The 25,665-nt window shown below is 66.0% G+C and carries 19 protein-coding genes; 5 read left to right on the top strand and 14 right to left on the bottom strand.

Translation table 11 applies throughout. The features are described 5' to 3' along the window. Window positions 1-15 precede the first annotated feature (15 nt). Window positions 16-1,167, bottom strand: a complete 1,152-nt coding sequence (locus ACZ6TU_RS16580; RefSeq protein WP_469549004.1) for a serine hydrolase domain-containing protein — start codon at window positions 1,165-1,167, stop codon at window positions 16-18. A gap of 696 nt (window positions 1,168-1,863) precedes the next feature. On the opposite strand from ACZ6TU_RS16580, the gene ACZ6TU_RS16575 reads away from it, so the two are divergent. Further along, the gene (locus ACZ6TU_RS16575; protein WP_467670163.1) at window positions 1,864-2,898 is read left to right on the top strand and encodes a helix-turn-helix transcriptional regulator; all 1,035 of its coding nucleotides are present in this window, start codon (window positions 1,864-1,866) and stop codon (window positions 2,896-2,898) included. A 65-nt stretch (window positions 2,899-2,963) separates the two neighbouring features. On the opposite strand, the gene ACZ6TU_RS16570 is transcribed toward ACZ6TU_RS16575, so the two are convergent. From ACZ6TU_RS16570 to ACZ6TU_RS16520, 11 genes are all read right to left on the bottom strand, one after another. Then, complete coding sequence (locus tag ACZ6TU_RS16570) at window positions 2,964-4,049, bottom strand: cytochrome P450 (protein ID WP_469549000.1); 1,086 nt, start codon at window positions 4,047-4,049, stop codon at window positions 2,964-2,966. Window positions 4,050-4,189: 140 nt separating this feature from the next. Then, window positions 4,190-5,458, bottom strand: a complete 1,269-nt coding sequence (locus ACZ6TU_RS16565) for a hypothetical protein (RefSeq protein ID WP_469548997.1) — start codon at window positions 5,456-5,458, stop codon at window positions 4,190-4,192. Next, window positions 5,451-8,054 carry a pyridoxal-phosphate dependent enzyme gene (locus tag ACZ6TU_RS16560; protein WP_469548995.1) on the bottom strand — a complete coding sequence of 868 codons (2,604 nt, stop codon included), beginning with the start codon at window positions 8,052-8,054 and terminating at the stop codon, window positions 5,451-5,453. Before ACZ6TU_RS16560 ends, ACZ6TU_RS16565 begins: the two co-directional genes overlap by 8 nt. Continuing rightward, window positions 8,051-8,782 (bottom strand): methyltransferase family protein, encoded by a 732-nt coding sequence (locus ACZ6TU_RS16555; RefSeq protein WP_467670155.1) that lies wholly within the window; start codon window positions 8,780-8,782, stop codon window positions 8,051-8,053. The genes ACZ6TU_RS16560 and ACZ6TU_RS16555 overlap by 4 nt, the downstream gene beginning before the upstream one ends. Beyond that, on the bottom strand, window positions 8,779-10,536 hold the full coding sequence (locus tag ACZ6TU_RS16550; RefSeq protein ID WP_467670153.1) for a carbamoyltransferase family protein: 1,758 nt from the start codon (window positions 10,534-10,536) through the stop codon (window positions 8,779-8,781). Before ACZ6TU_RS16550 ends, ACZ6TU_RS16555 begins: the two co-directional genes overlap by 4 nt. After that, window positions 10,533-11,504, bottom strand: a complete 972-nt coding sequence (locus tag ACZ6TU_RS16545; RefSeq protein WP_469548990.1) for an isocitrate/isopropylmalate family dehydrogenase — start codon at window positions 11,502-11,504, stop codon at window positions 10,533-10,535. Before ACZ6TU_RS16545 ends, ACZ6TU_RS16550 begins: the two co-directional genes overlap by 4 nt. A gap of 29 nt (window positions 11,505-11,533) precedes the next feature. Then, complete coding sequence (locus ACZ6TU_RS16540; RefSeq protein ID WP_467670149.1) at window positions 11,534-13,261, bottom strand: B12-binding domain-containing radical SAM protein; 1,728 nt, start codon at window positions 13,259-13,261, stop codon at window positions 11,534-11,536. Between the two features lie 58 nt (window positions 13,262-13,319). Further along, window positions 13,320-14,741: a class I adenylate-forming enzyme family protein gene (locus ACZ6TU_RS16535; protein WP_469548987.1), complete on the bottom strand. Its 1,422-nt coding sequence runs from the start codon at window positions 14,739-14,741 to the stop codon at window positions 13,320-13,322. Beyond that, window positions 14,738-15,250 (bottom strand): LeuD/DmdB family oxidoreductase small subunit, encoded by a 513-nt coding sequence (locus ACZ6TU_RS16530; RefSeq protein ID WP_467670145.1) that lies wholly within the window; start codon window positions 15,248-15,250, stop codon window positions 14,738-14,740. Before ACZ6TU_RS16530 ends, ACZ6TU_RS16535 begins: the two co-directional genes overlap by 4 nt. Further along, window positions 15,247-16,494, bottom strand: a complete 1,248-nt coding sequence (locus ACZ6TU_RS16525; RefSeq protein ID WP_467670143.1) for an aconitase/3-isopropylmalate dehydratase large subunit family protein — start codon at window positions 16,492-16,494, stop codon at window positions 15,247-15,249. Before ACZ6TU_RS16525 ends, ACZ6TU_RS16530 begins: the two co-directional genes overlap by 4 nt. After that, window positions 16,491-17,648: a homocitrate synthase/isopropylmalate synthase family protein gene (locus tag ACZ6TU_RS16520; RefSeq protein ID WP_467670141.1), complete on the bottom strand. Its 1,158-nt coding sequence runs from the start codon at window positions 17,646-17,648 to the stop codon at window positions 16,491-16,493. The genes ACZ6TU_RS16525 and ACZ6TU_RS16520 overlap by 4 nt, the downstream gene beginning before the upstream one ends. A gap of 586 nt (window positions 17,649-18,234) precedes the next feature. Between ACZ6TU_RS16520 and ACZ6TU_RS16515 the strand changes: the two genes are divergently transcribed. From ACZ6TU_RS16515 to ACZ6TU_RS16500, 4 genes are read left to right on the top strand one after another with little or no spacing between them, the layout of a single operon-like run. Further along, window positions 18,235-18,906, top strand: coding sequence for a response regulator transcription factor (locus ACZ6TU_RS16515; protein WP_467670140.1), 672 nt, complete (start codon window positions 18,235-18,237; stop codon window positions 18,904-18,906). Between the two features lie 54 nt (window positions 18,907-18,960). Further along, window positions 18,961-20,094, top strand: a complete 1,134-nt coding sequence (gene glf, locus ACZ6TU_RS16510) for a UDP-galactopyranose mutase (protein ID WP_467670138.1) — start codon at window positions 18,961-18,963, stop codon at window positions 20,092-20,094. Window positions 20,095-20,120: 26 nt separating this feature from the next. Beyond that, window positions 20,121-21,899 (top strand): ABC transporter ATP-binding protein, encoded by a 1,779-nt coding sequence (locus ACZ6TU_RS16505; protein WP_467670136.1) that lies wholly within the window; start codon window positions 20,121-20,123, stop codon window positions 21,897-21,899. Next, window positions 21,892-23,730, top strand: a complete 1,839-nt coding sequence (locus tag ACZ6TU_RS16500; RefSeq protein WP_469548980.1) for an ABC transporter ATP-binding protein — start codon at window positions 21,892-21,894, stop codon at window positions 23,728-23,730. The genes ACZ6TU_RS16505 and ACZ6TU_RS16500 overlap by 8 nt, the downstream gene beginning before the upstream one ends. Before the next feature lie 32 nt (window positions 23,731-23,762). Here the strand turns inward: ACZ6TU_RS16500 and ACZ6TU_RS16495 are convergent, their stop codons facing one another. Together ACZ6TU_RS16495 and ACZ6TU_RS16490 are read right to left on the bottom strand one after the other, a co-directional pair. Next, on the bottom strand, window positions 23,763-24,659 hold the full coding sequence (locus tag ACZ6TU_RS16495) for a glycosyltransferase family 2 protein (protein WP_469548977.1): 897 nt from the start codon (window positions 24,657-24,659) through the stop codon (window positions 23,763-23,765). A 231-nt stretch (window positions 24,660-24,890) separates the two neighbouring features. Next, complete coding sequence (locus tag ACZ6TU_RS16490) at window positions 24,891-25,664, bottom strand: 3'(2'),5'-bisphosphate nucleotidase CysQ (protein WP_467670130.1); 774 nt, start codon at window positions 25,662-25,664, stop codon at window positions 24,891-24,893. Window position 25,665: the final 1 nt, after the last annotated feature.

The following is a 25,665-nucleotide window of genomic DNA, read 5'->3' as shown; positions in this document are numbered from 1 at the left end:
CCGGGCCGCAGGTGTTCAGTCCGGTGCCGGGTGGCCGCGCAGGCGGTCCGACCGGCACCGGGCATGCTCGGCTCGCAGGCCGCGGACCACGCGGCCGACGGTGCTCGTCGGCGGCTCGTCGGCCGTGAGGTTGTTCTTCGCCAGCGCGAAGGACAGGCGACGGGCACGATCGGCGAACACCAGCGTTCCTCCGAGGCCGTTGTGGCCGAACGTCCCGGCTTCGCCCATCGGATGCCCGGGACGGCCCAGCAGGTATCCGAGACCTCGGCGGACCAGGGCTCCGCTGAGGATGTCCCGCGCGTCGACCGCGACGGCGGTGGCCGCCGCCAAGCGGGCCCGGGACAGCAGCCGGACCCCGCCGAGTGCCCCGTCGTTGGCCAGTGCGGCAAACAGCCTGGCCAGTCCCCGGGCGCTTCCCGTGGCCGTACCGGGAACGCATGCCCGCAGATACGCAGGATCGTTGGCCCAGGCGGCGCCGGGCTGCTCGTCGGCAAGGGCGTCGGCTGAGGCGGGCCGCGGCACCACGCCGTCGTCCAGGTGTACGGCGACCCGGCTGACGAGATGCAGCGGGAGTCCCAGGGCGACGCAGTCGTCGATGCCCAGAGGCCCCGTGATCTCCTGCGCCACGAAATCACGGATGCCGCGACCGTCCACCCGGCGCAGCACCTCGCCCAGGATCCAGCCGTAGGTAAGGCCGTGGTAGCCGGTCCTGCTGCCGGGCGCCCACAGGGGCTCCAAGTCGCAGACGAGGCGGCACGCCGCCTGCCAGTCGCACAACTCGCCCAGGGTGGTCGTCGCCGGCAGTCGGGGTACACCCGAGGTGTGGGAAAGGACGTGCCGAAGGGTTATGGCCTCCTTGCCCCGTGCGCCGAACTCCGGCCAGTATGCGGCGACGGGGGCGTCGTATGCCAGCCTGTCGCGCTCCACCAGGAGATGAATCGCCGTCGCGGTGACCGCCTTACCGCATGAGAAGACGTGGAACAGCGTTGAACCGTCCACCGCCCGGCCCGTTTTCGGATCGGCGACGCCCGCCGCGGCGTCGACAACCAGTTCTTCCCCGAGATACGCGGCGGCCTGGACTCCCGTCTCGGTGCCGTCCGTCACCGACTCCGTCAAGACGTCCTCGACGCGGCGTTGCAGCGCCTCTGCGCTCCGTGAAACGCTCATTCCCCTACCCGTCCAAAAGACAGCTTCGCAGCTCTTACCCGATATTCCCGGCGGAAAAACTGGAACCTCGATGACGAGGGACAGTCGTGCGTCCGCGTCGAACTCCGTGCCACAGAAATAATTACGGAAAAAGATTCTTCGTATCTGGCTCTCGCACTCGGGGAACCTGCCCAGCTGCCGCACCCAGGCCCGTCCCAGGTCGCCCGGTTTGCCCGGGCCGGTTGCCCAGCAGCGCAGGCGCGGCTCGCCTCTGGGGGCGTTCTCCGGCCGCTGGGCAGGCCATGAATGGCCAAACCGGCCATCCACCCGTCCCCCGCATCACTGGTGATCCCCCACCAACACCTCCCAGAACCCTGACAAAAAATCGCCAGGAAGGCCGTCGATTCCATAAGCGCACGATTCCGTCAGCGCTCTGCACCGACGGAGGCGTCCACGACCTACTCACATTTCTCACATCAGCGTCACAGACTTTTCAGCGAGTTCGACCCCGTTTCCGCTCGTCCACCGCACACTCAGGGAGATCCATGGCGGAGGTGCGACATGGGGAGGATTATTCGATAACGGACATGGTGGGCCATTTTATGGACTCCTGAAGATCACGGATGGCTCGATGTGACGTTGACACCACATAGCGGTGTGCCATAAACCTGAATCGGTTCAATACCGTCACGCCGGAACTGCGAGGAGTGGCCCAAGTTGAATGAACCAGGACAACTCGCTCGAGTTTACGATTATGAGCTCAGCAGCATCGCTCAGCGCGCATACGAATGCCTCGTAAACCATCCAAGAGGCCTGGAGTTACAGGATCTGGCGCGACAGCTGGGGCTTGAAAGTGCTCAAGCCGAACGCGCTGTCTCCGAACTCGGTGATTTTGGACTCCTGGACCAAAGCGGGCAGGACTCTGTCGCACTCAGAGTCATATCTCCGGAGGCGGCCCGCTCGAAGGTACTCGGACCGATCACTCGAGAACTGGAACGCAGCAAATGTAAAGTCGATGAGCTTCACGACACGTACGCCAATCTGATGCGCGTCTACAACACCAGCCCTCTGTATCGTTCTACCGCGAAATCGATCGAAACCCTGCACGACCACGAGGCGGTGCATGCGGTCACTTCGGAGTTAGCGGAAAGCGCGCAAACCGAAATAGTGACGTTCCAGCCCGGAGGCACCGGGAACGAAGAGGTACTGCACGACTCTTTGGCATTCCCGACAGTGACGCGTCTGGGAAGTGTACGCATGCGCGTGCTGTACCCGCACACGGTGAGGTACAGCCCGACCGTCGTACACTGCGCCGAACACGCCATCCGTCTCGGTGCGGAGGTGCGGACGAGCAGCGACAGTCTTGTGCGGCTGACGGTCTTCGACGACAAGGTCGCCGTGATTGGACTCCGGACCAGCCCACTCGACGCGGCCATAGTTCGTGAACCCCACGTGGTGCACTTTGTCAAATCCGCGTTCGAACACGCCTGGGCCCAAGCGAAAGTCCTCGATCCCGCATCCAACCACAAAACACTGCAGAACATAGTGGAGGACATCGACACCACCATCCTGCGACTGCTGGTCGACGGAGTCGAAGACAAGATAATTGCTCGGCGTCTGGGGATGTCACTTCGGACACTCCAACGCCACATCGCGGAGATCATGAAACGCATCGGCGCCAAGAACCGTCTCCACGCCGGCTATCTGATCGGTCAGCACGGTCTGGTGGACCGCGCTCGTCCCACATCCTGACCGCACAGAATCAGTGAATCCTTTCAGCTTCTTCTCCTCTCCAGGGTGAGGTCGAGCCTCCTGGCTCATGGCGTCACCCTCACGGGCAGGTGCTCGTACCCCCGCATATTGGCCCCTGCTCGCCTCCGGGCAGGTCCCGCCGGCTCGATCGACCGGAATCCCAGCAGGGCCGAGAAGGCCGCCTCCGCCTGGATCGTGGCGAGCGGTGCCCCGAGGCAATAGTGGATACCCTGGCCGAACGACAGCGGCGGTGGCCCTTCACGGTCCACCCGGAACGAATGCGCCAGGGAGTAGCGCTCGGGATCCCGGTTGGCCGCGGCGATCAGAGTGACCACCATGTCTCCCTCGGCCACGTCCCTGTCGCCCAGGGTGAATCCCTCAGCCGCGTGTCGGCCGGTGCTCTGGACCGGCGGATCGTACCGGAGCATCTCGACGACGGCCGTCTGCATCGAGGCCTGCCCGGTCCGCAGCTTGGCCCGCTGGTCGGGGTACGCCATGAGTGCGGCCAGTCCGTTCCCGAGCAGGCTGCTGACGGTCTGGTAACTGGCGTTGTAGATCTGGAAGACGAGAGGAACCGCCTCCTCCTCGGGGAGCGCGCCGCTCGCGGCGGCGCGCGCGATGTGTGTCAGCAGGTCGTCCCCGTCGCCCGTCCGTCGCACGGCGAGGAGCCCCTCGAGAAAGGCGGACACCTCATCGACCGCGCCGTCGGCCGCGCGGAGCTGCTCGGCGTTCAGTCCGCGTTCGAAGATCACGTTGAACGCCAGGATCTGCTGACGGAAGTGGCGGCGATCCGACTCGGGAATGCCGATGAACCGGCTGATCACCTCGGTGGGCAACAGATCCGCGAAGTCCGTGATGAAGTCCGGCTCACCACGCGCGGCCAGGCCCGCGGCGAGGTCGTCTGCGATGGCTCGTACCGTCGCCGGGCCGACAACGCCGGTCCTGGTCCTGGAGGGCGTGAAGCGGCCTCGCAGGGCTTTCCGCAGGATGCCGTGCCGTGGCGGGTTCGCCATCAGCATCATTGAGCTCAACATGCGCAACGAGCTGTGCTCGCGCCACCGTTCGCCGCCCTTGCTCAGCCCCACCGCCTCGGTGTCGTTGACAAACCGCGGGTCCCGGAGTACAAGCTCGCACATCTCGTAACCGGTCACGCACCACAGACCGTCGCCCAGCAGTACCGGCTCACCGGCCGTACGCAGCTCCTCGTACAGCTGGTACGGAGCGTCGGGCGGCGGATCACTGCCGAAGAGCGTGGAGAACAGCTCGGCCGGGCTCGTTCGCGGCGAAGTGATCACGAGTGAGCGCCCTTCTCATGAATGGCGAACGCCAGTCGCTCGCGAACGTAGGCCAGTACGGTCTTCTCAGCGGCGTTTCCCGGCACGTGCTCCGTGTAGTAGGGCGCCACCACCGCCAAGTCAGCCCTCGGCCGGGACCAGATGCCCACCGGGTGCGACGCGATGTCCAGCGGCTCTCCGTCGCGGATCGCCCAGGTGCGCTTGGGCGGGAGCACCGCGGTGAGCCTGAAGCCCCGTCCGCGGAGGAGCAACTGGGCGTGCACCGCTGCTGGGTCGGTCAGTGGGACATGCGCCACCGCGGAACACACCGGCATCTCGTCGAGCCGCTGAAGCGCATCGTCGAACGTCAGCGAGCCCTCGTCGTCCACCGTGACCGTGCCATGGTTGTCCTTCACCAGCTCGGCCGAGGCAGGGGCGGTGAGACGAGCCCGCAGGCTCCGGGCCCCAGCGCTCACGCCCACCCGGATCGGCACCTCCACGCCGAAACTGATCCGGCACAGCGCCGCCGCGTACTCGGCCTCACGGGCATCCGAGAAGTGCCAGGCATCGGAGGAGTCCAGAGCCCTCCGCACGTCCTGCGGGTCGCGGTTGCTCTCCCTGAACTCAGTCAGCTCCAGTACGCCGCCTTGCATGACGTACCACGGTGCGTATCCCCAGAAGCGCGAGCGCACGTAGTGGGAATGGATGCGCTGGATCGCCTCGCCACCACGCACCGTGTCGGTCGTGGGCCGGTTGCGCGGCGTGAGCACGAGGGAGTGGAAGGCGTCCCGCAGACGCTGCTCGCGCCCGTCCACATAGCCGAGGGTGCGCCACATGATGGGTGCCTTGGCGCCGAATTCACGGCTGGTGCTCCCCGATCGGCACAGTTCTCCGTGTCCCACGCCGAATTCGCTCTCAGCGTTGCGCACCGTGACCGTGCCGAGGGCCGGCTGCCAGGCACCGGGAAGGCGTCCTTCCCGGAAGGCGGTCCGCAACCGGGCCACCTCGGCCGAACTGCCCCAGAACCAGATCAGCTCCCTTCTCTCCCGTACCTGGGCGGTGAGGCGCTCGACGGCGAACGAGTCGGTCCGGTAGTCACCGCGGTAGGTGTTCAGCAGAACGCGCAGGCGGGCTTCCACCGCTGTCGCAGCGGCGGCCATGGTCTCCTCGGGCGCGACCGTGTTGTGCGCCGGGTCGAACCCGGGGACCGCCGAAAGGGCTTCTCGCAGGTCGGCGATCAGGACCTCCGGGCCCTCGTCCGGAAGACACAGCAACGGCTCACTCACCAAGGCCTCCCGACTCCTGGGTCGCATGACCGGCGATCGCTTCCGCGAGGACCTTCGCCATGAGCTTGGTCGCGTACTCGCCACGGTCTCCGACGTACAGCCGGAGGAAGGGCGGATCGTTCTCCGCCATGCTGGAGGCCGCTGAGATCCGGGGAGTGGAGAAGCCGAAGCTGACGCCCTTGGTGAGAAAGAGATCTGCTTCCCGTGCCCGGTGCAGCACGTCGTCGATGAGGGCTTCCAACTGGCTGTGGTTGCTGGCGCCGTTCACCAGGAACTTGAAGGTCACACAGCCGCCGGCGTGACCGATCGAACGCGCTGTCTCGTGGTCCGGGTGAGTGGGATGTCCCGGATAGGAGATCCTCACCGTGCGGGAGACGACCAGATTCGAGACGAGCTGGTCCGTGATCTCACAGGCGTTGGCGGATATCCGGCGCATTCGCCGGATGAAGGCGTCCCGGTCGTACTTCGGGAAGAGGCTCGTGCTGTGCCGGTAGAGGATGGTGCCGGTATTGCGCCGCAGCCTTTCGAGGCGCGGCCGCAGCTCCACCGGGTGGATCACCACTCCGGCCATGGTCGCGTCCAGCCCCAGCTGCAGGTACTTCGAGCAGCTCTCGTAGTAGATCACTTGCACCCGATCGTCACTGACCAGCCAATCAGCGGGCAGGGCACCGGACACGACAGTGCCGTCCACCACGACGGTGACCTGGTGTCCCAGATCCATCGCCCGCAGGCCGGCCAGGACCGCGCCGACATCGGTCATCCGCTGGTCCTGTGTGTTCGCCACGGGATCCAGCAGGATCAGCTCGGGGCGGTGCTCCCGCGCCGCTGCCAAAATCGACTCGGTGCTGTAGTCGGCGGAGCGCACGCAACGGATGTGCGGCAGCGCGAACAGCTGTTCCGAGGCCTCGAAGTAGATGTAGGGAGCGGTGAGGACGGTGGAACCCGGCTTCAGCCGGTCGCGGATCAAGTAGGACTCGATGAGCGAGTAGGCGGCCATTCCGGAGGACGTGAGGGTTGCCGCGAAGGTGTCGCCGGGGAAGCCCAGCGCGTTCAGAAGCTGGTCCTCGATCTGCCGAACACGGCTGTTCTCATAGCGCTCATAGTTGACCGTGGGACTGTCCTGGGCGCCCATACCGAAGAACTGTGCACTCCGGGACTGGTCGTACGCCGCGGAGCACCACTCGAGGCTTCCCCGAACGTGAGCCACCGTGTTCATGCCCCACCGCAGCTCCGCCTCCATCGATGACAGCTCGGCTGACGACGGCTCCTCTCCGCCGTGCGCCTGAGCCGTGTCCAGGGTCGACGCCAACTGTGCGTCCACGGACAGGATCTGCGCCTTCAGGCTGTCGATGATGTCGTTCGGGACGACAAGGTCCTGGCTGGACCGGTACTCGTCGAAGTCGCCGATCTCGCGCATGCATTCGGCCAAGGTACGGCGACATCGGTCGAGCTGGTCCATGAGCAACTCGACGGACGAGCCGTCTCCGCCGATCTCCGCACCGGGTCGCGCGGCACGGGCCGGCACACGCTGCCGTGCCGGCCGGATGTCCTGGACCCGCCTGCCGACCAGGTCCAGCAGGCGTGTCAGGCCCTTGTCCCTGAAGGGGTAGTGCTGAATCTGGGACAGGGTCGTGTGGTGCACGTTCCCTCCGCACAGCGGAAGGACGACAGGGCCGGTGAGCCGCCCTGCCTCGGCGAGCCTGAGACAGGCCACGACCGGTGCCGCGCCGGCCGGCTCGACCAGCAGGCTCTCTCTGGCCAGCAGGACATGGGTAGCCGCCGCGAGTTCCTCCTCCGACAGCAGCACGATGTCATCGACGTGGTCGCGCACCAGGCCCACCGTGAGCGCGTCGGAATCGAGGTTGACCGCGAGGCCGTCGGCGAGCGTCGGCTGGTGCACCACGCGGACAGGTCCCCCCGCGTCGATGCTGCGGGACACGGACGGGTATCGCGCCGGCTCGCACCCGAAGACAGTGGCTTGGCCACCGCGAGTCGCAGCACCGAGTGCCACGCCCGAGATCAGGCCGCCGCCGCCGACGGGCACGACGAAAGCCGCTGTTGTCGGCACTTCATCGAGGATCTCCAGGGCCAGCGTCGAGTTCCCGGCGATCACCAGAGGGTCGTTGTACGGGGACAGAAAGTAGTGGCCCTTCGTGGCGGCGAGCTCCTGTGCGTGGCTGATCGCCTCCTCCAGCGAGCTGCCGAACTCGATCAGCCCGGCTCCGGTGTCGATGATGTGCTCACGCTTGAGCCGGCTCGCGTTGGCCGGAATGACGATGTTGCTGACTCGGTTCAGGCGCCTCGCCACTTCGGCGACGGCCAGACCGTGGTTACCCGCCGACGCGGCGATGACGGGCACGTCCGGATCGAGGCTGCTGACCGCGAGATACGCACCCCGGTACTTGAAGGAGCCCGTGTGCTGCTGGAGTTCCAGCTTGGCCCAGACGGGGACGCCGACAAGGCGTTCGAGCCAGTGCAGTCTGCGCATGGGGGTCCGTATGACGTGACCGCGCAGGACCTCCTCCGCCTCCGTCGGAGAAGGCGCCCTTCGCAGGCTGCGGGGCTGCGGGAGCAGTCCGGTGGGACCGGTGTTCATGCGATGAGCCCTCCTTCTCCGGTTTTCGTGGCCAGGCCATGGCGACGCCGATGTAAGAGCACGGGCAGCCAACGCGGCACCTCCTCGGCATAGTCGACGTAGGAGTCGCCGAGGAGCTCGGTCAGGGCCCGCTCCTCCACCGCCACCCGTTTGGTGTTCGCGTACGCGGTGAGCGCTCCGGCAACGAGCGGGGTGGCTCCGCCGACGGCGACCGCGGGCGCGATGTTGAGCAGGAACAACCCGATGTACGAGGGATGGCGCACCAGTAGGTAGGGGCCACTGCGGCACAGCTCCTGCCCGGTGTTCACCTGAACGTGGGCCGTGAAGGACCGTCCCAGTGCGCGCACAGCCGCGACCCGAAGGGCGGCGCCAGCCAGGAGCAGCACTGTGGAGTGTCCGATCCGCGCGGCGGACACGCGCGGCTGCTCCCTTCGGACGAGGAGCGCGGCGGTCGGCAGCCACCAGCTCGCGAGGTGCGCCCCGAGGACGAGATGCCGTGTGCCTTCGTCCTGGCGGCTGCCCCTGGCCTGTCGGTTGGAATCCTCGTCCTCACTGATCGCTTCGGACACCGTCCAGGCGGCCAGCCCCACCAGCGGGATGGCGATGTCACGCCGTCGCAGGCGGCGGACGCCCAAGGACAGCGCGAGCGCGGGCAGAGCGCGGGTGGACAGCAGACGGGCGATCCTGACGCCCTTGGAGCCGCGCCTCATCTGATCGATCCTGCTCACACCGCCCCCTTGGTGACGAGGAACGGCCCGATGAACAGGCGCTCCAGGCCGGAGGCGGCGAAACACCGCAGGGCGTCATCAGGGCTGCAGACGATCGGTTCGTCCTTCACGTTGAAGGATGTGTTGACGACCATGGGAACGCCGGTCTCGGCCATGAAGCACTCGATGAGCCTGCGGTAGGACGGCTGGGCGAAGTCGCGCGGAACGGTCTGCGGCCGGGCCGTGCCATCGACATGCACGACTGCCGGGATGTCTGTTCGTACCTCGTGGCGAACGGTGCAAATCTCGCCCATGCGTCGGCTCTCCCCGAGCGCGAAGTACTCAGCAGCGTGCTCCTCCAGCACCGAGGGGGCGAATGGCCGGTAGCTCTCTCTCCGTTTCACCAGGGCGTTCATGCGTTCCCGGGTCTCGTCCGCCCGAGGATCGCCGAGGATGCTACGGGAGCCCAGAGCACGCTCACCGAACTCCATCCGGCCGTCGAACCAGCCGATGACGCGGCGCTGGGCGATCTCGTGAGCGGCGGCCGCAGCCGGGTCATCCAGCCTGGTGTGCTGCCAGTGCGACTGAGCGAGCAACTGCCCGATCTCGTCGTCGTCATAGGAGGGCCCGAGGAAGGGGTCCAGGAGAGACGCGGGGTCGGGCAAGGCCACACCGGTCGACTCCAGGACCCGGAGGCCGGCCCCGATGCTCGCCCCCGCGTCAGTCGGGGCGAGCGGGACATGCACGTCGTCCACCAAGCCCGACTCGCGGATACGGCCGATCGCCCTGGCGTTCATGGCGACACCACCGGTGATCGTGATGCGCCGCGACCCGGTCTGTGTGACCAGGCGCCGTACCAGCCCCAGCACGGCCTCCTCCAAGCGCTGCTGCACGGCGAAGGCGAAGTCCCGTGCGTCCTGGGACAGACCGCCTGCGGCGTCGCGGTAGTCACCGACGAGGAGGCGACGACCGGACTCGTTGAGCCAGGGCAGACCTCCGACCGTGCAGTTCTCGGCGTGCAGCATGCCGGTGTCGAGTCGGTGCCTCCCGTCAGGCGTGACGTCCAGGAAGTCATTGACCACCCGTGACTGCCGAGAAGACGCGACGCCGTAGGACGCAAGCCCCATGACCTTGTACTCGTCGCTGAGCGGGGTGTAGCCGATGGCCTGGGTGGCGGCGCCGTAGAACACACCCAACGAGTTGGGGAAGTCGTAGCGTTCCAGTAGGCGGGGACCTGAGTCGTGTCGGAGGTCGTACAGCGAGGTCGCGGCGCACTCTCCGCGTCCGTCTATGACGAGCGCGCCACCGGTGCCCTCGGGTGCGCTGTGCAGGGCCGCGGCCAGATGAGCCTCGTGATGCGGTACGGAGACGATGCGAGGCAGTCGGGAGACGTCACCCCCGCAGTGCGGGGCCAGTTCCCGCCGCAGCATTCCGGGAGCCCGTACAGCCGCGGCGAGACGCCGTGCGATGTGCAGGCCCATACCGGCCAGGTCGTGGCGCAAGGAGGGCACGGACGCCTGCAGCATCGCGGGGGCCTGGCCGCGGTCGTCCCAGTAGTACGCGATGACGTCCACGTCGGCGAGCGAGGTCAGACCGCCCTGTTTCAGCAGCCAGTCGATCGCCCGGTGCGGGAATGCGAGTGTACGTTTCTGACGGTTGAGCCGTTCCTCCTCGACAGCCCCGACGAGGAGCCCGTCGATGAAGAGGCAGGCGGCGGGGTCGTGGCTGAGGGCGGACAGGCCGAGCACCGACTTGGCCCCCGGGCCCCCGGTCACAGGACGATCCGATCGGCGATGTCCTTCTCGATCTCGGCTGTGCCGGGTGGCGGCGAGGTCAGGCTCCGTTCGGCGAGATGCGCGTGAACGGCGGTGCGGACCGCTGCGGCCGGCTCGGACAGTCCCAGGTGCTCGAGGAGCAGCACCGCGGACAGCACCATCGCCGTCGGGTCGGCGATGCCCCGGCCGGCGATGTCCGGCGCGGAACCGTGAATGGGCTCGGCCAGCGGCGGTCCGTCACCGAGAGAGAGGGAGGGGACGAGCCCGAGCCCTCCCGCCACCGCGGCACCGACGTCGGAGAGGATGTCGCCGACCTGGCTGGTCATCATCATGACGTCATAGCGTTCCGGCTCCATCACCAGGTGATAGCCGGCCGCGTCGGCGATCGCCTCGTTCCAGGACACGCCCTCGGACTCGATGGTCTCCACGGCGACCTGACGGAACAGCCCGTCGGAATGACGCAGGACATTGGCCTTGTGCACGACGGTGACCTCGCCTCTGCGTTGGCGCGCGATCGCCGCGGCAGCCCGGGCGAGCTTCACGGTGGCGTCGCGGGTGACGCGGTACTCAGCAGTCACCCCGTCGGGGGTCAGGTGTTCGACTTCGCTGTAGAGGCCCTCGGAGCAGTCCCTGAGCACGACGACGTCCATGGGGCTGCCCCCCGTGGAACGGCAGTGCCGGATGTTCACGCTGAGTCCGAGCACCCGGCGCAGCCGCAGGATCGGACTGAGGTAGCTTTCGGGCGGCGGAGAGGGTGTCGCCGTGCAGCCGAACAGAATGCCGTCGAACTCGCGGGCTCGATCGACGACATCCTCATCGATCGTGGTTCCTGTGCGTTGCCAGTGTCCATAACCCGCTGATGCCGACTCCACGCGGAGGGAGGGCACGAGGCCGAGGATGCGTGTCGTTACCGCCATGACCTCCTCACCGATGCCGTCACCGGGGATCGCGAGTAGGCGTGTGTTCATGATGCTTGACTCCAGTACCAGTACGAACGTCAGTATCGGGCCGAGGAGTTGATGTGCTGGACGCCGCCGACACGGGAGTACGGAGAGGTGAATTCACCGACCGCGGAGACTCCGAGGTTCTGCTCCAGAGCCATTCGGCGGAAGGCCGCGAGCGACTCGGTGGTCGAGGAGCCATTGATCTGGTCACGCGCGATCTGGTTGTGGCTGATCGCCATGTGCTGCACCTGATCGACGGAATAGCCGTGGTCGAGCAGAATCTTGGTCACGGATGAGCCCCGATCGATGTATCCGGCCCTGGTGACCTCCTGGAAGATCCGGGACGACTCCTCGATCGCGGTCCGGCAGTCCATCGTCGGGTGCGACCAGTCGTTGAAGCCGCCGGTCAGACCGAAATTCTTGGCTTCCCTGGCCACCGGGGAGTTGGGGAATACGAAGAGCGGGGAGTGGACGTACGACTGGATCCCCGAGTTGTTCAGGAAGTCGATGGTCTTGTCGACCGATTTCCGCGTCTCTCCGGGGAACCCATGCAGGATGAATGCGAAGCCCAGAATGCCGTACTTCGCAAGATTGGCAGCGGCGTTCCAGTTGTGGGCTTCCTTCGTGCCCTTGAGCATGTTGTCCAGGACGGTTTGGTCAGCCGACTCGACACCGACCAGGACCAGCTTGCATCCGGCCTCGCTGAGGTAGCGGCAGGCTTCGTCGGTCAGCGTCGTGGAGCGCAGATACGCCGTCCAGGGCAGCGAGAACCCGATGTCGATCATGCCCTGGCACACCGAGATCAGGTGCTTGCGGTTCAGGAACAGCGTGTCGTCGACAAAGCGGATCGACTTCACCGCGGGCATCCGCTGAATCTCGCGGAGCTGGGCGATGACGGTGTCGGTCGACATGAGGTCGACCTTCTGGTCGTTGTAGCTGGGGAAAGTACAGAACTTGCACTTGAACGGACAGCCACGCCCGGTGCGCAGGTTCAGCGAAGACCGCACGATCGATGACGGCAGTTCCGCCCAGCGGACGTAGTGAGCGTCGATGTCCACTCCGTCCGGAGCGTTGCGGGAAGTGCGGCGGAACTCTCCGTCGTGGTAGGCCACGTTCTGGAGGCCTTCGGGGGACCGGCCCTCCATCAGCCGCGGGATCATCCGGAGCAGGGTCTTCTCCCCGTTCGGGGAGAGCACCAAGGCATCGGCGGCCTCAGCGGCGCCGACGATCTCCGACTCGTCGGCGTACTGCGTGAGCTTCGCACCTCCGACGATGACCTTCGCCCGCGGATTCCAGTCCTTCATGAGCCGGGCCAACCGGACGATCGTGTCGACGCTGGTGATGAAGGTCGTCGAAAGCAGGACGATGTCGCTCTCGGTCACGACCGAACGGGCACGCTCGGGCTCCAGATCGAGGTTGTCGATGAGCTCGACCTTCCCCTGGTATCCGTTGCGGGAGAGGAAGCTGTAGAGATACACCCCGTTGAGGGAGCAGGAGTTGTGCTCCTCGATCAGGGAGCACTGGCCGGCCGCGCTCCTGATCGAGTTCGCCGCGTCCACAATCTCACGGCGTTCTCCTTCTATCGTCGGGATCATGGCCCGATAGCGTTCCAGGTAGAATTCGTTGTTGCGGTTGAGTGCTGCCTCGTCATCGGCCGACATGCGGTAGTGGGCGAGAGTCTCGTCCACTGTCTGGAAGGCGTTGGCGATGATGGCGATTCGAGCGTCCGCCGGCCGGATCAAGCCCGGTGCGAGGTCGATCGCGAGAACGGTTGAACTCATCGTGCTCCTTCTGTTGGGCAGGCAGGATCGCAACGCGTACGGGCTGCGACGCGATGTATCAGTCGGCCATGCGGCGCAGGAGGTCCTGGTCGACCTTCCCTGCGGCCGTTCTCGGGAGTTGAGTGAGGACACGGATCTGGTCCGGCCGCTTGAAACGGGCCAGTTCACCCGCCAGATGCTCTTGCACGTACGAAAGGTCGAGTTCGCCTGTGCCGGTGACAAAGGCCACCGGGCGTTGCCCCCATCGCGCGCTGGCGATCGCCACCACGGCAGCGGAAGTGACGCAAGGAGTACGCTCCAGGGCGCGTCGGACCTCGTCCAGGTCGATCCACTCGGCCCCGCTGCGGATCCTGGAACCGAGCCGACCGTTGTGGATCAGCAGGCCGTGCTCCATGGACACCAGGTCGCCGGTATGCAGCCAGCCATCCCGCACCGCTCTCGCGGTGGCTTCCGGATCGTTGAGGTATCGCTCCATCACATGGCCTGATCGCACGAGGAGTTCACAAGAACCGTCGCTCATGGCGCGTAGTCGGACCGCCACACCTGGAGCAGGCCGTCCCAGAGCGGTGGGGGGCGGGGTACCACAGCGGTGATCCTCATCGTTCAGCACGGCCACGATCGGGCCGGCCTCCGTCAACCCGTACCCCCGATACAGCTCACCGGGGAAGGCCCGCGTGAGCCGTTCGACCAGGTCCGAAGAAGCAGTCTCACCGGCGTAGTTCAGCAATCGGAGCACGCTCAGTGCCGCGATGCCGTCGCGGTCGTTCACAAGGTCTCGTATGAGTGACGGGACGACGGTCAGCACGGTGGGGCGGTGCCGGCGCAATGCCTTCGTCAGACGGTTCGAGGCGGTGTCGGAGTCCAGTCGCATCAGGGCTACGGCCGCCCCGACGAGCAGCGCGGTGTCCTCGAAGAGGGACCCGGCGGCATGGTGGGGCGGGAGCGCCGCGAGCACGAGATCGTCCGAACGCAGGCCACGTGCGGTCGCGTTGGAGCAAGAGGCGCTCTCGAGGTGACGGTTGCGATGAAGCACGGCGCGGGGGCTTCCGGTGCTGCCGGTGGTGAACAGGACCCGCGCGGGACGCTTCGCTTCGGGCACCGCTCGGAACGGAGTGAACGGGCTGGCACATATCGCCGCTGCCTGGTCCGCGTCGATGAACATCGCACCGTCGCCGAGCACCTCCAGGCGCCGGGAGACCTCCGCCCGGGGGGCGGCAGGGTCGAGAAGCACGTCGGCGATGCCGTACCGGTTGGCGGCGAGTCTCAGCAGCCGCGTCTCCAGAGGATCGGGGGTCTGGACACAGATCAGCGCGTCCCTTCCGACATCGCGACCGGCGAGTGCCGCACAGACCGCATCGACCCGCTGGTCCAACTCCCGAAAGGTCAACCGCCCTCCGGAGGGGGTGATGAACGCCGGCGCGGACGGGGTGTGGCGAGCCCAGTGGGCCAGCCAGGCAGCGGGACCGACAGGCGGCGTCATGTCAACGCGTCCGGCCGCTCCGCCAGCAGACGCAGAACGCCCCCGGTGGAGACGATCAGCTGGAGATACTCACCCAGGGGACGCCCCTGGACGACCACGCCCGCATCGGTGGTGAGCAGTCCCTCGGCGAGATCTGCCTGGACGGTGGTCCCCGTACGCAGCGGTTCCAGGAGCCGGACGTCCTCGACGCGCAGCAGCGCCAGACCCAGGTTGAGCGCGTTGCGGAAGAAGATGGAGCCGAAGCTCTGTGCCACGATCAGCTGGATCCCGGCCCCGAGCAACGCTTTGGGCGCCTGCTCACGGCTTGATCCGCAGCCCATGTTCGAGCCTCCGACCAGGACGGTCGCACCGTTCAACCGCTCCCTGAAACCGGGCAGCACACCGTGGAAGGCGTAGTCCCCCAACTGCTCTTCCGGCAGGCGCAGATAGGCACCTGGCAGCATCACGTCGGTGTTGACATCGGACCACACGTCCGCGGGCAGCCTGAAGACCCTCCCCTGCAGACTCATCGCGGGTCACCTTCCTCCCGGGAGATTCGACCGTCCAGGGCTGCGCGAGCCGCGGTGGCCGGGGATGCCAGGTACAGCTCGGACCGCGAGCTGCCGGCCCGCCCGACGAAGTTGCGGTTCTGTGTGGTCACTGCCACATCGCCTGCGCGAAGTGTCCCGGCACGCCCCAGGCACGCCCCACAGCCAGGGGGAAGGAGGGTCGCGCCGGCCTTGAGGAGCGTTCTCAAGGTGCCATCGGCCATGGCCTGTTCCTGTATCTCGGCCGACGCCGGGGCGATCAGCAGTCGTACTCCCTTCGCCACGGAGGCATCGCTCAGTACGGCTGCGGCCTGTCGCAGATCCTCGAGCCGTCCGCCGGCGCAGGAGCCGATGAAGACCTGGTCGATGTGCGGGATTTCCGCCTCGGCCAGTGAGACCACGTTGTCGGGTTTGGCGGGAAGCGCGAGCATCCGCCTGACCGCGCCCAGGTCCACGGTGAGGTCGGACACCTCACCCACGGCGTCGTGCCGGGCCAGGTCCACGGCGCTGAGGTCCGCACCCCGTTCCGCCAGCCAGCGCTCGCTCGTCTCGTCGACGCCGATCAGGCCGGCAACCGCGCCCATCTCCACTGCGTGATTGCACAGCTTCATCCGCTCGGGGACGGACAGACCACCGACCCCGGGCCCGACGAATTCGAGAACGCGTCCCAAGGCCCCTCGTACGCCGATCAAGCCGACGATGTGGAGCACGGCGTCATGGAAGTCGACCTCGTCGGGGACCCTTCCTTCAAGCCTGACGGTCAGTGTCTCCGGGACCTCGATCCACAGGCGTCCGGTGGCGAGGACAGATGCCACGTCGGTGGCACCGAGCCCAGTGGCGAACGCGCCGAAGGCACCACCGGTGCACGTGTGGGAGTCCCCGCCGACCACTACGCCGCCGGGAGGGACCAACCCCAGTTCCGGGAGCAGCTGGTGCGAGATGCCCAGGCCGGCGTACAAGGGGATGTCGTAGTGTTCGGCAAACTCCCGTGCCACCGCCTGGAGATCGGCCTCAGCCTCGGTGGCTGCCGGATAGTAGTGGTCGAACACCACGACGGCTCGATCTGCGGCGGCCAGCTTGTCGATGCCGTGTTTGGCCAAGGCACGGGCCACGACGGGGGCTGATCCGTCATGGGCCATGATCCGGTCCACTCCGACCACCACGATGTCGCCGGTCTCCACGGGCCGTCCTGCCGCAGCCGACAGGATCCGCTGAGTCATGGTCATGAGGTCTGGTGCCCCTTGATGAGTAGCTGGACGGCTTCCGAGTCGATCGGCGTTCTGCTCTCGGCAAGGAGCTTGACCTCGTCAAGCACCTGACTGCACTGCTCGTCCGTCAGGTTCTCGCCCACGCTGCCGGCCAAATGGCGAAGGGCCGCTCGCCCACTCGTCTTTCCCAGCACGTACTCACGGCGTCCGCCAACGATCTCAGGGTCATATGCCTCATAGCAGGCGGGATGCCGGAGCATCGCGGCGACGTGGATGCCGGACTCGTGACGGAAACTGTTACCGCCGACGACGCCCTTGTTGGGCGGAATCGCCACCCCGCTGCACTCCGCGACCAGTTGCGACGTGGCTGCCAGAAGCTCAAGGCGTACATGAGTACGTATGCCGTAGAGAAGTTCGAGTGCGGCGGCGCACTCCTCGGTGCTTGCGTTCCCGCACCGTTCGCCCAGGCCGTTCTGCGTTGTGGAGAGCACATCCGCGCCGCCTTCCACGGCGGCCAACGAGTTCGCCACCGCCAGCCCGAAGTCGTTGTGGCAGTGGGCCGAGATCGGGATGGCCACCGTCTCGCGGACCGCAGCGACCAACTGCCGCATGGAGGGCGGGGTGGCGACGCCGACCGTGTCTGCCAGGCCGATGCGCATCGCTCCGTGATCCTCGCTCCGCTTGGCCAGGTCAAGAAGTCTGTGCAGCGGAGTGCGGGTGGCATCCTCCAACGAGAGCTGCACGAATAGGCCGCGTGAGCGAGCGTACTCAATGGCCTCGAGTGCCTGCCCGAGTACGTCCGCGTAGTCTCTGCGTAGCTTGTACTCAAGGTGCGCGTCGGAAATACTGGCGACCAGGATCACGCCGCCCACGCCCGCTTCCAAGGCACGCTCGATATCAACCTTGAGCGGCCTTGCGAGCGACAGAAGACGCGCCTTGAGGCCAAGTTCCGCGATGGCCCGCATGTCATCTCGCTGCTTGGGGCCGGAAGCCGCGAACCCGGTTTCTATCTCGTCTACGCCCAACTCGTCCAGCGCCTTGGCAATGTGTAACTGCTGGCCCCTGTCGAAAGCTACTCCAGGGGCCTGAGCACCATCACGCAAAGTGCTGTCGTAGAAGCGAACAGCCTGAACCGGTGAGAGGGATGAAGATGTCCGATGTACTGCCTTCACAGTGTCAATCCCCTGGGTGCGCAGAGACGTTGGTCATGCCGCCCGGACTTCGTGATCGGCGCGGGCTCGTGCTTTCCGGATGATCCATTCGAACGCAATTCCCGTCGACTGCGGCTCGCCGGTGTCGATCTCCGTCATGTCGCGCACAGCGCGTCGGGTGCGAGGAAGTGGAATGTGCGCCGCACCAGGTCAGGAACGGCTCTCCGCTTGCCGGGGCAGGGTCAGCGAACGACGCCGTCGAGGCAGAGCGAGGCCCTGCAGGCCTGGTCTCGCACCTGGCCGCCGTCGCTGTCCAGTCAGCTGACTGTAAGCGGAAGATGGCATGGCTGTATCTTGCACAGGCCCGACTCGAGCAGGGGAAGCGCCATGTTCCGTCGTATCTCCGCCATGCGTGATTCCGACACCACGCAATCTCATCGCCCCCCTACGTGAGGTTGACGCTGTTTCAGCGTGACGGCTAGCATTCCGGATCTTGTAACGCGACAACTCGTCTCACTGACCCCGATCGGCCGCCGGACATCATCAAGCCCTGCGGCAGGAACGTCCTGGCCCGAGATCGAACTCGACTTATTTCGTAGGGGCTTCGATGGACATTGAGGTCGCGATCTGCGCATCGCGAGCGATTACCCGTGAAGGTCTGCGTTCCATGCTGACTGATGCGCCGGGGGTGTCGGTGGGGCACGTGACAACCAGCCCGCGCGGCAACCTGGCCGCCTGCCGCACAAGGCCTCCTGATCTCGTGGTCGTCGACTTTCCCGGGCAGAACGACGAGTTGGCCGAGGCGGTCCGCCTCCTGGGGTGCGGTGCGCCGGCCCTTCTGCCCGTGCTCGCCGTCTCCCACGACACGGATATCGAGGGGGTCAACGCGCTCCTCGAGCTTGGTGCCTGCGGAGTCGTCATGGGAGACGTGGATGCCACGGAAATGGTGCGTGCCGTCAAGACGGTGGCGAACGGGAGCATCTACCTCACGGCCGCGTTGGTCGGCGGCCTGATCCAGTGGCTCAGGGAGAGAACCGTCAGTGTCGACATCGCTCTGCAGGTACGAGCACAGAATCTCACGCCGCGCGAGCGAGAGATACTCGTGACGTTGGCCAGCGGGAAGTCGCTGGATGACGCGGCGCATTCCCTGTTCATCAGCATGTCCACGATCCGAACCCATCTGTACCGAATCCGTCAGAAGCTGCACTTGCGCGATCGGACCGAGCTGGTTTCCTTCGCCTTCCGCGCCGGCCTCGCGACGCCGGTCAGCTTCACCTAGTTCCCGTCGACAAGCAGGGCGCTATCGAATCATCTGCCCCATCTGGAGTGGTACATGGATGTCCTCATTGTCGGCGCAGGACTCTTCGGCCTTACCGTCGCTGAGCGTTGCGCCTCGGAACTCGGCCTGCGCGTTACGGTGCTCGACCGACGTACACACATTGGCGGCAACGCGTACAGCGAAACGGATCCCGAGACCAAGATTGAAGTGCACCGTTACGGGTCGCACATCTTTCACACCTCCAACGAACGCGTCTGGAGGTACGCGAGAAAATTCACCGAGTTCACCGACTACCGGCATCGGGTCTTCTCAGTCCATGACGGCATGATTTACCCCATGCCGATCAACCTCGCCACCATGTGCAGCTACTTCGGGAAGGTGCTGTCGCCGGGCGATGCACGTGACCTGATCAACACTCAGAAGGTCCAGGAACTGGATACCGGCACCCTGGAGGGCAAGGCCATATCCTCGATCGGCCGACCGCTCTACGAGGCGTTCATCCGCAACTACACCGCCAAGCAATGGCAGACCGATCCGTGCGAGCTTCCAGGCGAGACGATAGGGCGACTTCCCGTCCGCTACACCTTCGACGGGAGATACTTCTCGGACACGTATGAGGGACTCCCGCTCGACGGCTACACGGCCTGGATGGAGCGCATGTCCGCGCATCGCAACATCGAGGTGCAGCTCGGAGTGGACTTCTTCGCAGAACGAAGCAGGGTCCCGAAGGGTGTACCGATCGTCTACACAGGACCGATAGATCGGTATTTCGAATTCTCTGAGGGCAGGCTGGGCTGGCGTACGCTGGATTTCGAGACCGAGGTCGTGCCGGTCGGCGACTATCAGGGGACGTCGGTGATGAACTATGCGGATCTGGACGTCGACTTCACACGGATACACGAATTCCGGCACCTGCACCCAGAGCGTGACTATCCGGTGGACAGGACCGTGATCATGCGGGAGTTTTCCAGGTTCGCGGGAGAGGACGACGAGCCTTACTATCCCATAAATTCTCCGACGGACCGCAAAGCGATCACTCGTTATCGAAGGCTCGCCCAGGCGGAGACAGGCGTCTTCTTCGGCGGGCGGCTCGGCACCTACCAGTACCTCGATATGCACATGGCGATCGCCTCCGCACTGCAGATGTTCGACAATCGCCTGATGCCCCGTCTCACCGCAAACCGGTGATGGAACTCCGACCACTGGGGCGCCCGATGACAACTGACACCGCCTCACTCCTCGGCGCACTGCGCAGACTGTGGCCATGGCTGCGCCCATACCGGCGCGGTCTGGTCGTGATGGTGGTCGGCGACGTGCTGAGCCTCGTCGCCCAAACAGTGACGCCGTTCGTTTTCGCCCATATGATCGACGGGCCCATCCGGCACGGTGATCGCGAAGGTATGTGGAGCTTCGCCCTGCTGCTGTTGGGACTGGCAGCCGTACAGACGTTCTGTTACGTCCTCCGCCGCTGGCCGGCGACTGATTCGGCCCAGGTTGAGAAGGCCCTGCGCCGGGATATGTTCCGACGGCTTCAGCGCCTTCCCGCCCAGTATCACGATCGGCAGGGCAGCGGCCACGCGGTCTCGCGCGTGTTCAGCGACGTCGCGCAGATCGGCCAGTTCCACCATCTCACGTCTGTCTTTCTGATCTCCAACGCCGTCATGCTCGTCGTCACGGCAACCATGCTGGTGGCGATCCATCCCGTTCTGGGCATGGTCGTCGTCGTGGCCGTGGTCCCCGTAGGGGTGGCGAGCGGCCGGTTCCGGAACCGCTACGGCCGCGCCGCCCGCGTCGCGCAGGATCGCGCCGGTCACCTGGCCACCGTCACCGAAGAGTGCGCGTTGGGAGTGCGCGTGCTGACGTCACTCGGAGGGCGGGCCTTCGCAGCCGGCCGGTTCGACCGGGCTGCCCGTGCTGTGTACGAAGCGGAGATGAACAAGGTCCGTCTCAACTCGACATTCCAGGCGCATCTGAGCGCTTATCCCTTGCTCGTACTGAGCCTTATCGTTGTCGGTGGCGGCGGTGCGGTTGCCCAAGGCTCCATGTCCACCGGATCCTTCGTCGCATTCACGACCTTCTACTTCCGCATGCTGTCTCCCGTCAGCACCATGGGCAACCTCCTGGCACACCTCCAGGTGACGGTCAGCGCGTTGACCCGCATCGGTGAGGTCTTCGACGCGGAGATCACGATCACAGACCCGCCACACCCCGTTGTACTGCCGCCGTCCGCGGCGCTGGCAGTCCGTCTGGAAGGCGTGGAATTCCGGTTTCCGGGCGAGTCGGCACCGGTACTCGATGGTGTCGACCTCGAGATCAAGGCGGGCGAGACTCTGGCGCTCGTGGGCGCTACGGGTAGCGGCAAGACAGTTATGGCCGACTTGGTGGGACGGTTGACCGATCCCACTGAGGGCCGGGTACTGATCGATGGGCACGATGTCCGCGATCTGGCACTCGACGATCTCCGTGGGGCGATCGGCATGGCGTTCGAGGACGCGGCCCTGTTCTCAGCAACCGTGCGGGAAAACGTGGTGCTGGGCCGCGACGGGATCACGGAGGCGGAGCTGCGCCGTGCCATCACCCTGACACGAGCTGAGTTCGTGTACCGACTGCCGGACGGTCTGGACACGGTCGTCGGAGAGCAGGGACTGACCTTGTCGGGAGGGCAACGTCAACGACTCGCACTGGCACGAGCACTGCTCGGTGGGCCACGCGTCCTCGTCCTGGACGACCCCATGTCCGCTCTTGACATTCCAACCGAGGAAGCGATCGAGCGTGGGCTGCGCGAAGCGCTCGGCGGGATCACGACTCTGGTGGTCGCACGTCGGCCCGCTACCGCGCTGCTGGCTGACCGGGTGGCCGTCCTGGCTGACGGCCGCATCGTCGACGTGGGAAGCCATACCGAGTTGATGGAACGCAGCGCCGCGTACCGGCATGTCCTCATAGCAGCGGACACCGATGAGGTCCGATCGGGGAAGGGCGCATCTTGTGGATGAGCGTCTCGATGCCGCCGGGCGAGGCGTCAGCGCCTGGCGGGTACTCATGAGGCTGGCCCTTCCCCATCGCCGGGGGATCCTCGTGCTGCTCGTCATGGCCGTGGGCCAGAGCGTGCTCACCATCATCCCGTCCTGGCTCGTCGGTGTGGCTGTCGACGTAGGCGTGCCACGCGCACGTGAAGCGGACTACGGGCCTCTGACCGCTGTCGGTGCGGCTGTCGTCGGCTGCGCCGCTGCGTCCGGTGCCCTCCACTTCGTGTGGGTGAGAGGTGCCGGACGTATCGGCCAGTCCGTCGTCCTCACGCTTCGAACCGAGCTCGCTCGTGTCCTGCAGCGTCTGTCGGTTCCCTTTCACGAGAGCATGAACTCCGGGCAGGTGATCGCTCGCCAGACCTCGGACACCGAAGCCCTGACCGCTCTGCTCGGGGTGACGCTCACCGACCTGCTGCAGGCCGTGTTCGTGATCGTGCTGATGAGCGTGGCCATGCTGATCCTTGACCCCGGTCTGGCTGCTGTCACCCTGGCTGCGCTCCTGCCTCTGGGCCTGTTGACCGCCTGGCAGATCCGACCGCTGACACCGGCCTACCGCGCGCAGCGTGCGGCGACCGCGGACTCCACGGTGCAGGTTGTCGAGTCACTCAACGCCATCCGTGCCGTACAGGCGTTCCGCCGGCAGCGCCGCAACGACGAACTGTTCGCAGTGCACACCGAACGGCTCCGGGCGGTGGCAACACGCATCCTTCGGGTCCGCGGTGTCTTCTGGCCCAGCCTGGAACTGATCTTCAGCCTGGCTGCCCTTACGGTCGTGGTGGTCGGCGGTCTGCGGGTGGCGTCGGGCAGCCTGCAGGTCGGGGTTGTCGCCACGTTTGTGCTCTACGTGGCCCAGTTCTTCGGTCCTGTCGCAGCCCTGCCATCGGCGTTCGACTCCTTACAGGCGGCGCTGGCAGGCACGGAGCGAATCGCTCAGGTGCTCGCCGAAGAGCCTCTGGTGGCCCAGCCGGCGAAACCGGTCGCGATGAAACATCGAGCGAGGGGCGAGGTGGTCTTCGAGGATGTGTCCTTCTCATATCGAAGTGCTTCGAGGGCTGACCGTGACGAGCGGTCAGCCGCCTCACCGGAAATATCGGGGCTCTCACTGCGCCTGGAAGCCGGGCAGGTCGTTGCCATGCTCGGCGCAACAGGCGCCGGCAAGTCCACGATCGCCAAGTTGATGGCCCGGTTCTATGACCCGACACACGGACAGGTCCGGCTCGACGGAATTGATCTGCGCGAGTTGGCCGATGCAGATCTGCGGAGTTCGGTCACCCTACTCACGCAGGAGGGCTTTCTTTTCACTGGATCATTGGCGGACAACATCGCCATAGGACGGCCTTGGGCCACGCGGGACGAGATTCAGGCTGCCGCACGTGCCGTAGGTGCCGACGAATTCATCCGATCACTCCCGCAGGGCTATGACACAGATGTGCGCAAGCGCGGGACGCGCCTGTCGGCCGGCCAGCGGCAGATGGTGGCCTTCGCCAGAGCGTTCCTCATGGACCCTGCCGTGCTCATCCTGGACGAGGCGACGTCCGCGTTGGACATCCCCACGGAGAGGTCGATGCAGAAAGCTCTGCGCTCTCTGCTTGCCGACCGGACCGCTTTGATCATCGCCCACCGCCTGTCGACCGTGGAGATCGCCGATCGGGTCCTGGTGGTTTCCAACGGTCGTGTCGTCGACGACGGCCCCCCGACCGAACTGCTCGCGCGGGGAACCGGCGAGTTCGCCGCTCTGTTCCACGACGGGCACGGGCAGCCCCTGGACACCCCCGGCTCTCCCGAAGACTCGGGCTGAGATCAAGTCCCGCCGGTGAACCGCCCGTTTCTCTACGATTCGAGTTCCACGACATCAGCCGGACGGTTCAGTATCGCCGTGCGTGGCCTCGTGAGCACGCCCTCGAGCAATCCTCGGGTCATGTGCCAGAGGAAGAGATCCTTCCGGCGCGCGACCACCGCCTGCTCCCAGATATCGCTCCAGAAATTGCGAGCCGCGAACTCCCGCCCCCAGGACGAGCTGAGTTCATGGCACTTACGAATCCATATCCTGTTGCGGAGATCGTAGCGCAACCGAGGTCCGAGATCCTTACATACCAGCTTGTCCGGATGAACGACGACACTGGTCTCGCTCGCCAAGCCACCGGCAAGTGACTGGAGGCGACTTGTGTATTCGATGTCGTCCCACCAGATGAAGAAATCAGAGACGGGGAGAAACGTCCTCCGGGCTGTTTCCAGATTGACGAGAACACTCACGAAGGTCGAATGTGCCGCTGGATACGTGTTGGCGGGCGTCACCAGCCCGCCGTTCTCCTCTGCGGGGATCTCGCGCGGGACATGGGTGCGAAGCCTGTTTCCGTCCGGCGACAGGACCCGCGATGCCACGAACCCGGGCCTGCCCTCTGCTTCCTCCATGGCCGTCATCAACGGATCCAGCGCATCAGGGCGGGGAACGGCGTCATCGTCCATCAGCCATGCGAAGCTGTGTCCCCGCTCGGCCAGGACCTCGACCCCGATCGAAAAGCCACCGGCGCCGCCGACGTTCGTCGGACTCCGCACCAAGCTGACAGAGGGAAACTCGCGGCGGATCATGTCCACGGTGCCATCGGAGGAGTTGTTGTCGACAACCAGGATTTCGTCCAACGACCAGGTCTGCGCGAGCAGTGCGGAGAGGCAGGTCCTCAGAAGTTCACGCCTGTTGTGCGTTGCGACGAGTGCTGCAACAGTCATTTTTCCTCCTCAGGCATCGACAGGCATCGACAGGCATCGACAGGACTGTCTGCGGCGCAGGTGCTGCCACCGAAGCATGTGTAGATCGTGCTTGCGCACGGCGCCGTCGGCATCCCTCAAGGTGACTACCGGTCCCCGGGCCGATGTAGCCGCTGCGTCCCAGTGGGATGACGATCCGTTGACCGGCGCCGCCGGTGTTGTCCTCCCCCCGCCCTGATCGGAGGCCCGGGCTCACCACTCCAAGCGAGCTGTCTCACGCAGCAACGGCTCCGCCAGGTCCGGGCGGCAGACCACAAGGTCCGGCAGGAGGGGGTCATGCCGGTTGTAGAGCAAGGGCGAGCCATCCAGTCGGGACGCGTGGGCGCCTGAGGACAGCGCCACGGCCACGGGAGCCGCGGAGTCCCATTCATACTGGCCGCCTCCGTGCACGTAGGCGTCAACCGTGCCGCAGACCACCGCCAGGATCTTCACCCCTGCCGAGCCCATCGGAACCGTCTCCGCCCCCAGGGCGGCACTGAGCTTCGCGATCGAAGCCGGCGGCCTGGTGCGGCTGACCGCGATCCGGAGAGGGGCTCCGGTGTGGCTCGCCAGGGGCATCGCGGGCGAGGGCCGGGTGGCGAACACCTGACCGCGGGCAGGCAGGGCCACCGCCCCGGCCGTCAGGCTGCCCTGCTCCCACAAGGCCACGTGGACGGCCCAGTCGTCCCGGCCCTCCTCGGCGTACTCACGCGTCCCGTCCAGTGGGTCGATGATCCACACCCGCGTGGCGTCGAGTCGGGCGGGTGAATCGGCCGCCTCCTCCGAGAGCACGGCATCCCCGGGACGGCAGGTGGCGAGTTGCGCGGCCAGGAATTCCTGCGAAGCGCGGTCTCCCGCCGCGCGCAGAGCGGCCGCGTCCGCGAAGCCCTTCCGCTCCCGCACGTCCAGCAGCACCTCGCCGGCACGCCGAGCGAGGTCGGCCGCATAAGTGTGGTCGTCGGACAACACCACATCACCCTTCTTCATC

The organism is Streptomyces sp. NPDC052064 (assembly GCF_055585925.1).
The sequence above is the reverse complement of the archived record's forward strand: the minus strand, read 5'-3'. Positions and strand labels throughout refer to the sequence as shown.

Bases quoted from the DNA above. Each gene is read 5' to 3' on its own strand.
- ACZ6TU_RS16580 (WP_469549004.1), bottom strand. From the start codon at position 1,167: ATGAGCGTTTCACGGAGCGCAGAGGCGCTGCAACGCCGCGTCGAGGAC.
- ACZ6TU_RS16560 (WP_469548995.1), bottom strand. From the start codon at position 8,054: ATGAACACCGGTCCCACCGGACTGCTCCCGCAGCCCCGCAGCCTGCGA.
- ACZ6TU_RS16545 (WP_469548990.1), bottom strand. From the start codon at position 11,504: ATGAACACACGCCTACTCGCGATCCCCGGTGACGGCATCGGTGAGGAG.
- ACZ6TU_RS16540 (WP_467670149.1), bottom strand. From the start codon at position 13,261: ATGAGTTCAACCGTTCTCGCGATCGACCTCGCACCGGGCTTGATCCGG.
- ACZ6TU_RS16535 (WP_469548987.1), bottom strand. From the start codon at position 14,741: ATGACGCCGCCTGTCGGTCCCGCTGCCTGGCTGGCCCACTGGGCTCGC.
- ACZ6TU_RS16530 (WP_467670145.1), bottom strand. From the start codon at position 15,250: ATGAGTCTGCAGGGGAGGGTCTTCAGGCTGCCCGCGGACGTGTGGTCC.
- ACZ6TU_RS16525 (WP_467670143.1), bottom strand. From the start codon at position 16,494: ATGACCATGACTCAGCGGATCCTGTCGGCTGCGGCAGGACGGCCCGTG.
- ACZ6TU_RS16515 (WP_467670140.1), top strand. From the start codon at position 18,235: ATGGACATTGAGGTCGCGATCTGCGCATCGCGAGCGATTACCCGTGAA.
- glf (WP_467670138.1), top strand. From the start codon at position 18,961: ATGGATGTCCTCATTGTCGGCGCAGGACTCTTCGGCCTTACCGTCGCT.
- ACZ6TU_RS16505 (WP_467670136.1), top strand. From the start codon at position 20,121: ATGACAACTGACACCGCCTCACTCCTCGGCGCACTGCGCAGACTGTGG.
- ACZ6TU_RS16495 (WP_469548977.1), bottom strand. From the start codon at position 24,659: ATGACTGTTGCAGCACTCGTCGCAACGCACAACAGGCGTGAACTTCTG.
- ACZ6TU_RS16490 (WP_467670130.1), bottom strand. From the start codon at position 25,664: ATGAAGAAGGGTGATGTGGTGTTGTCCGACGACCACACTTATGCGGCC.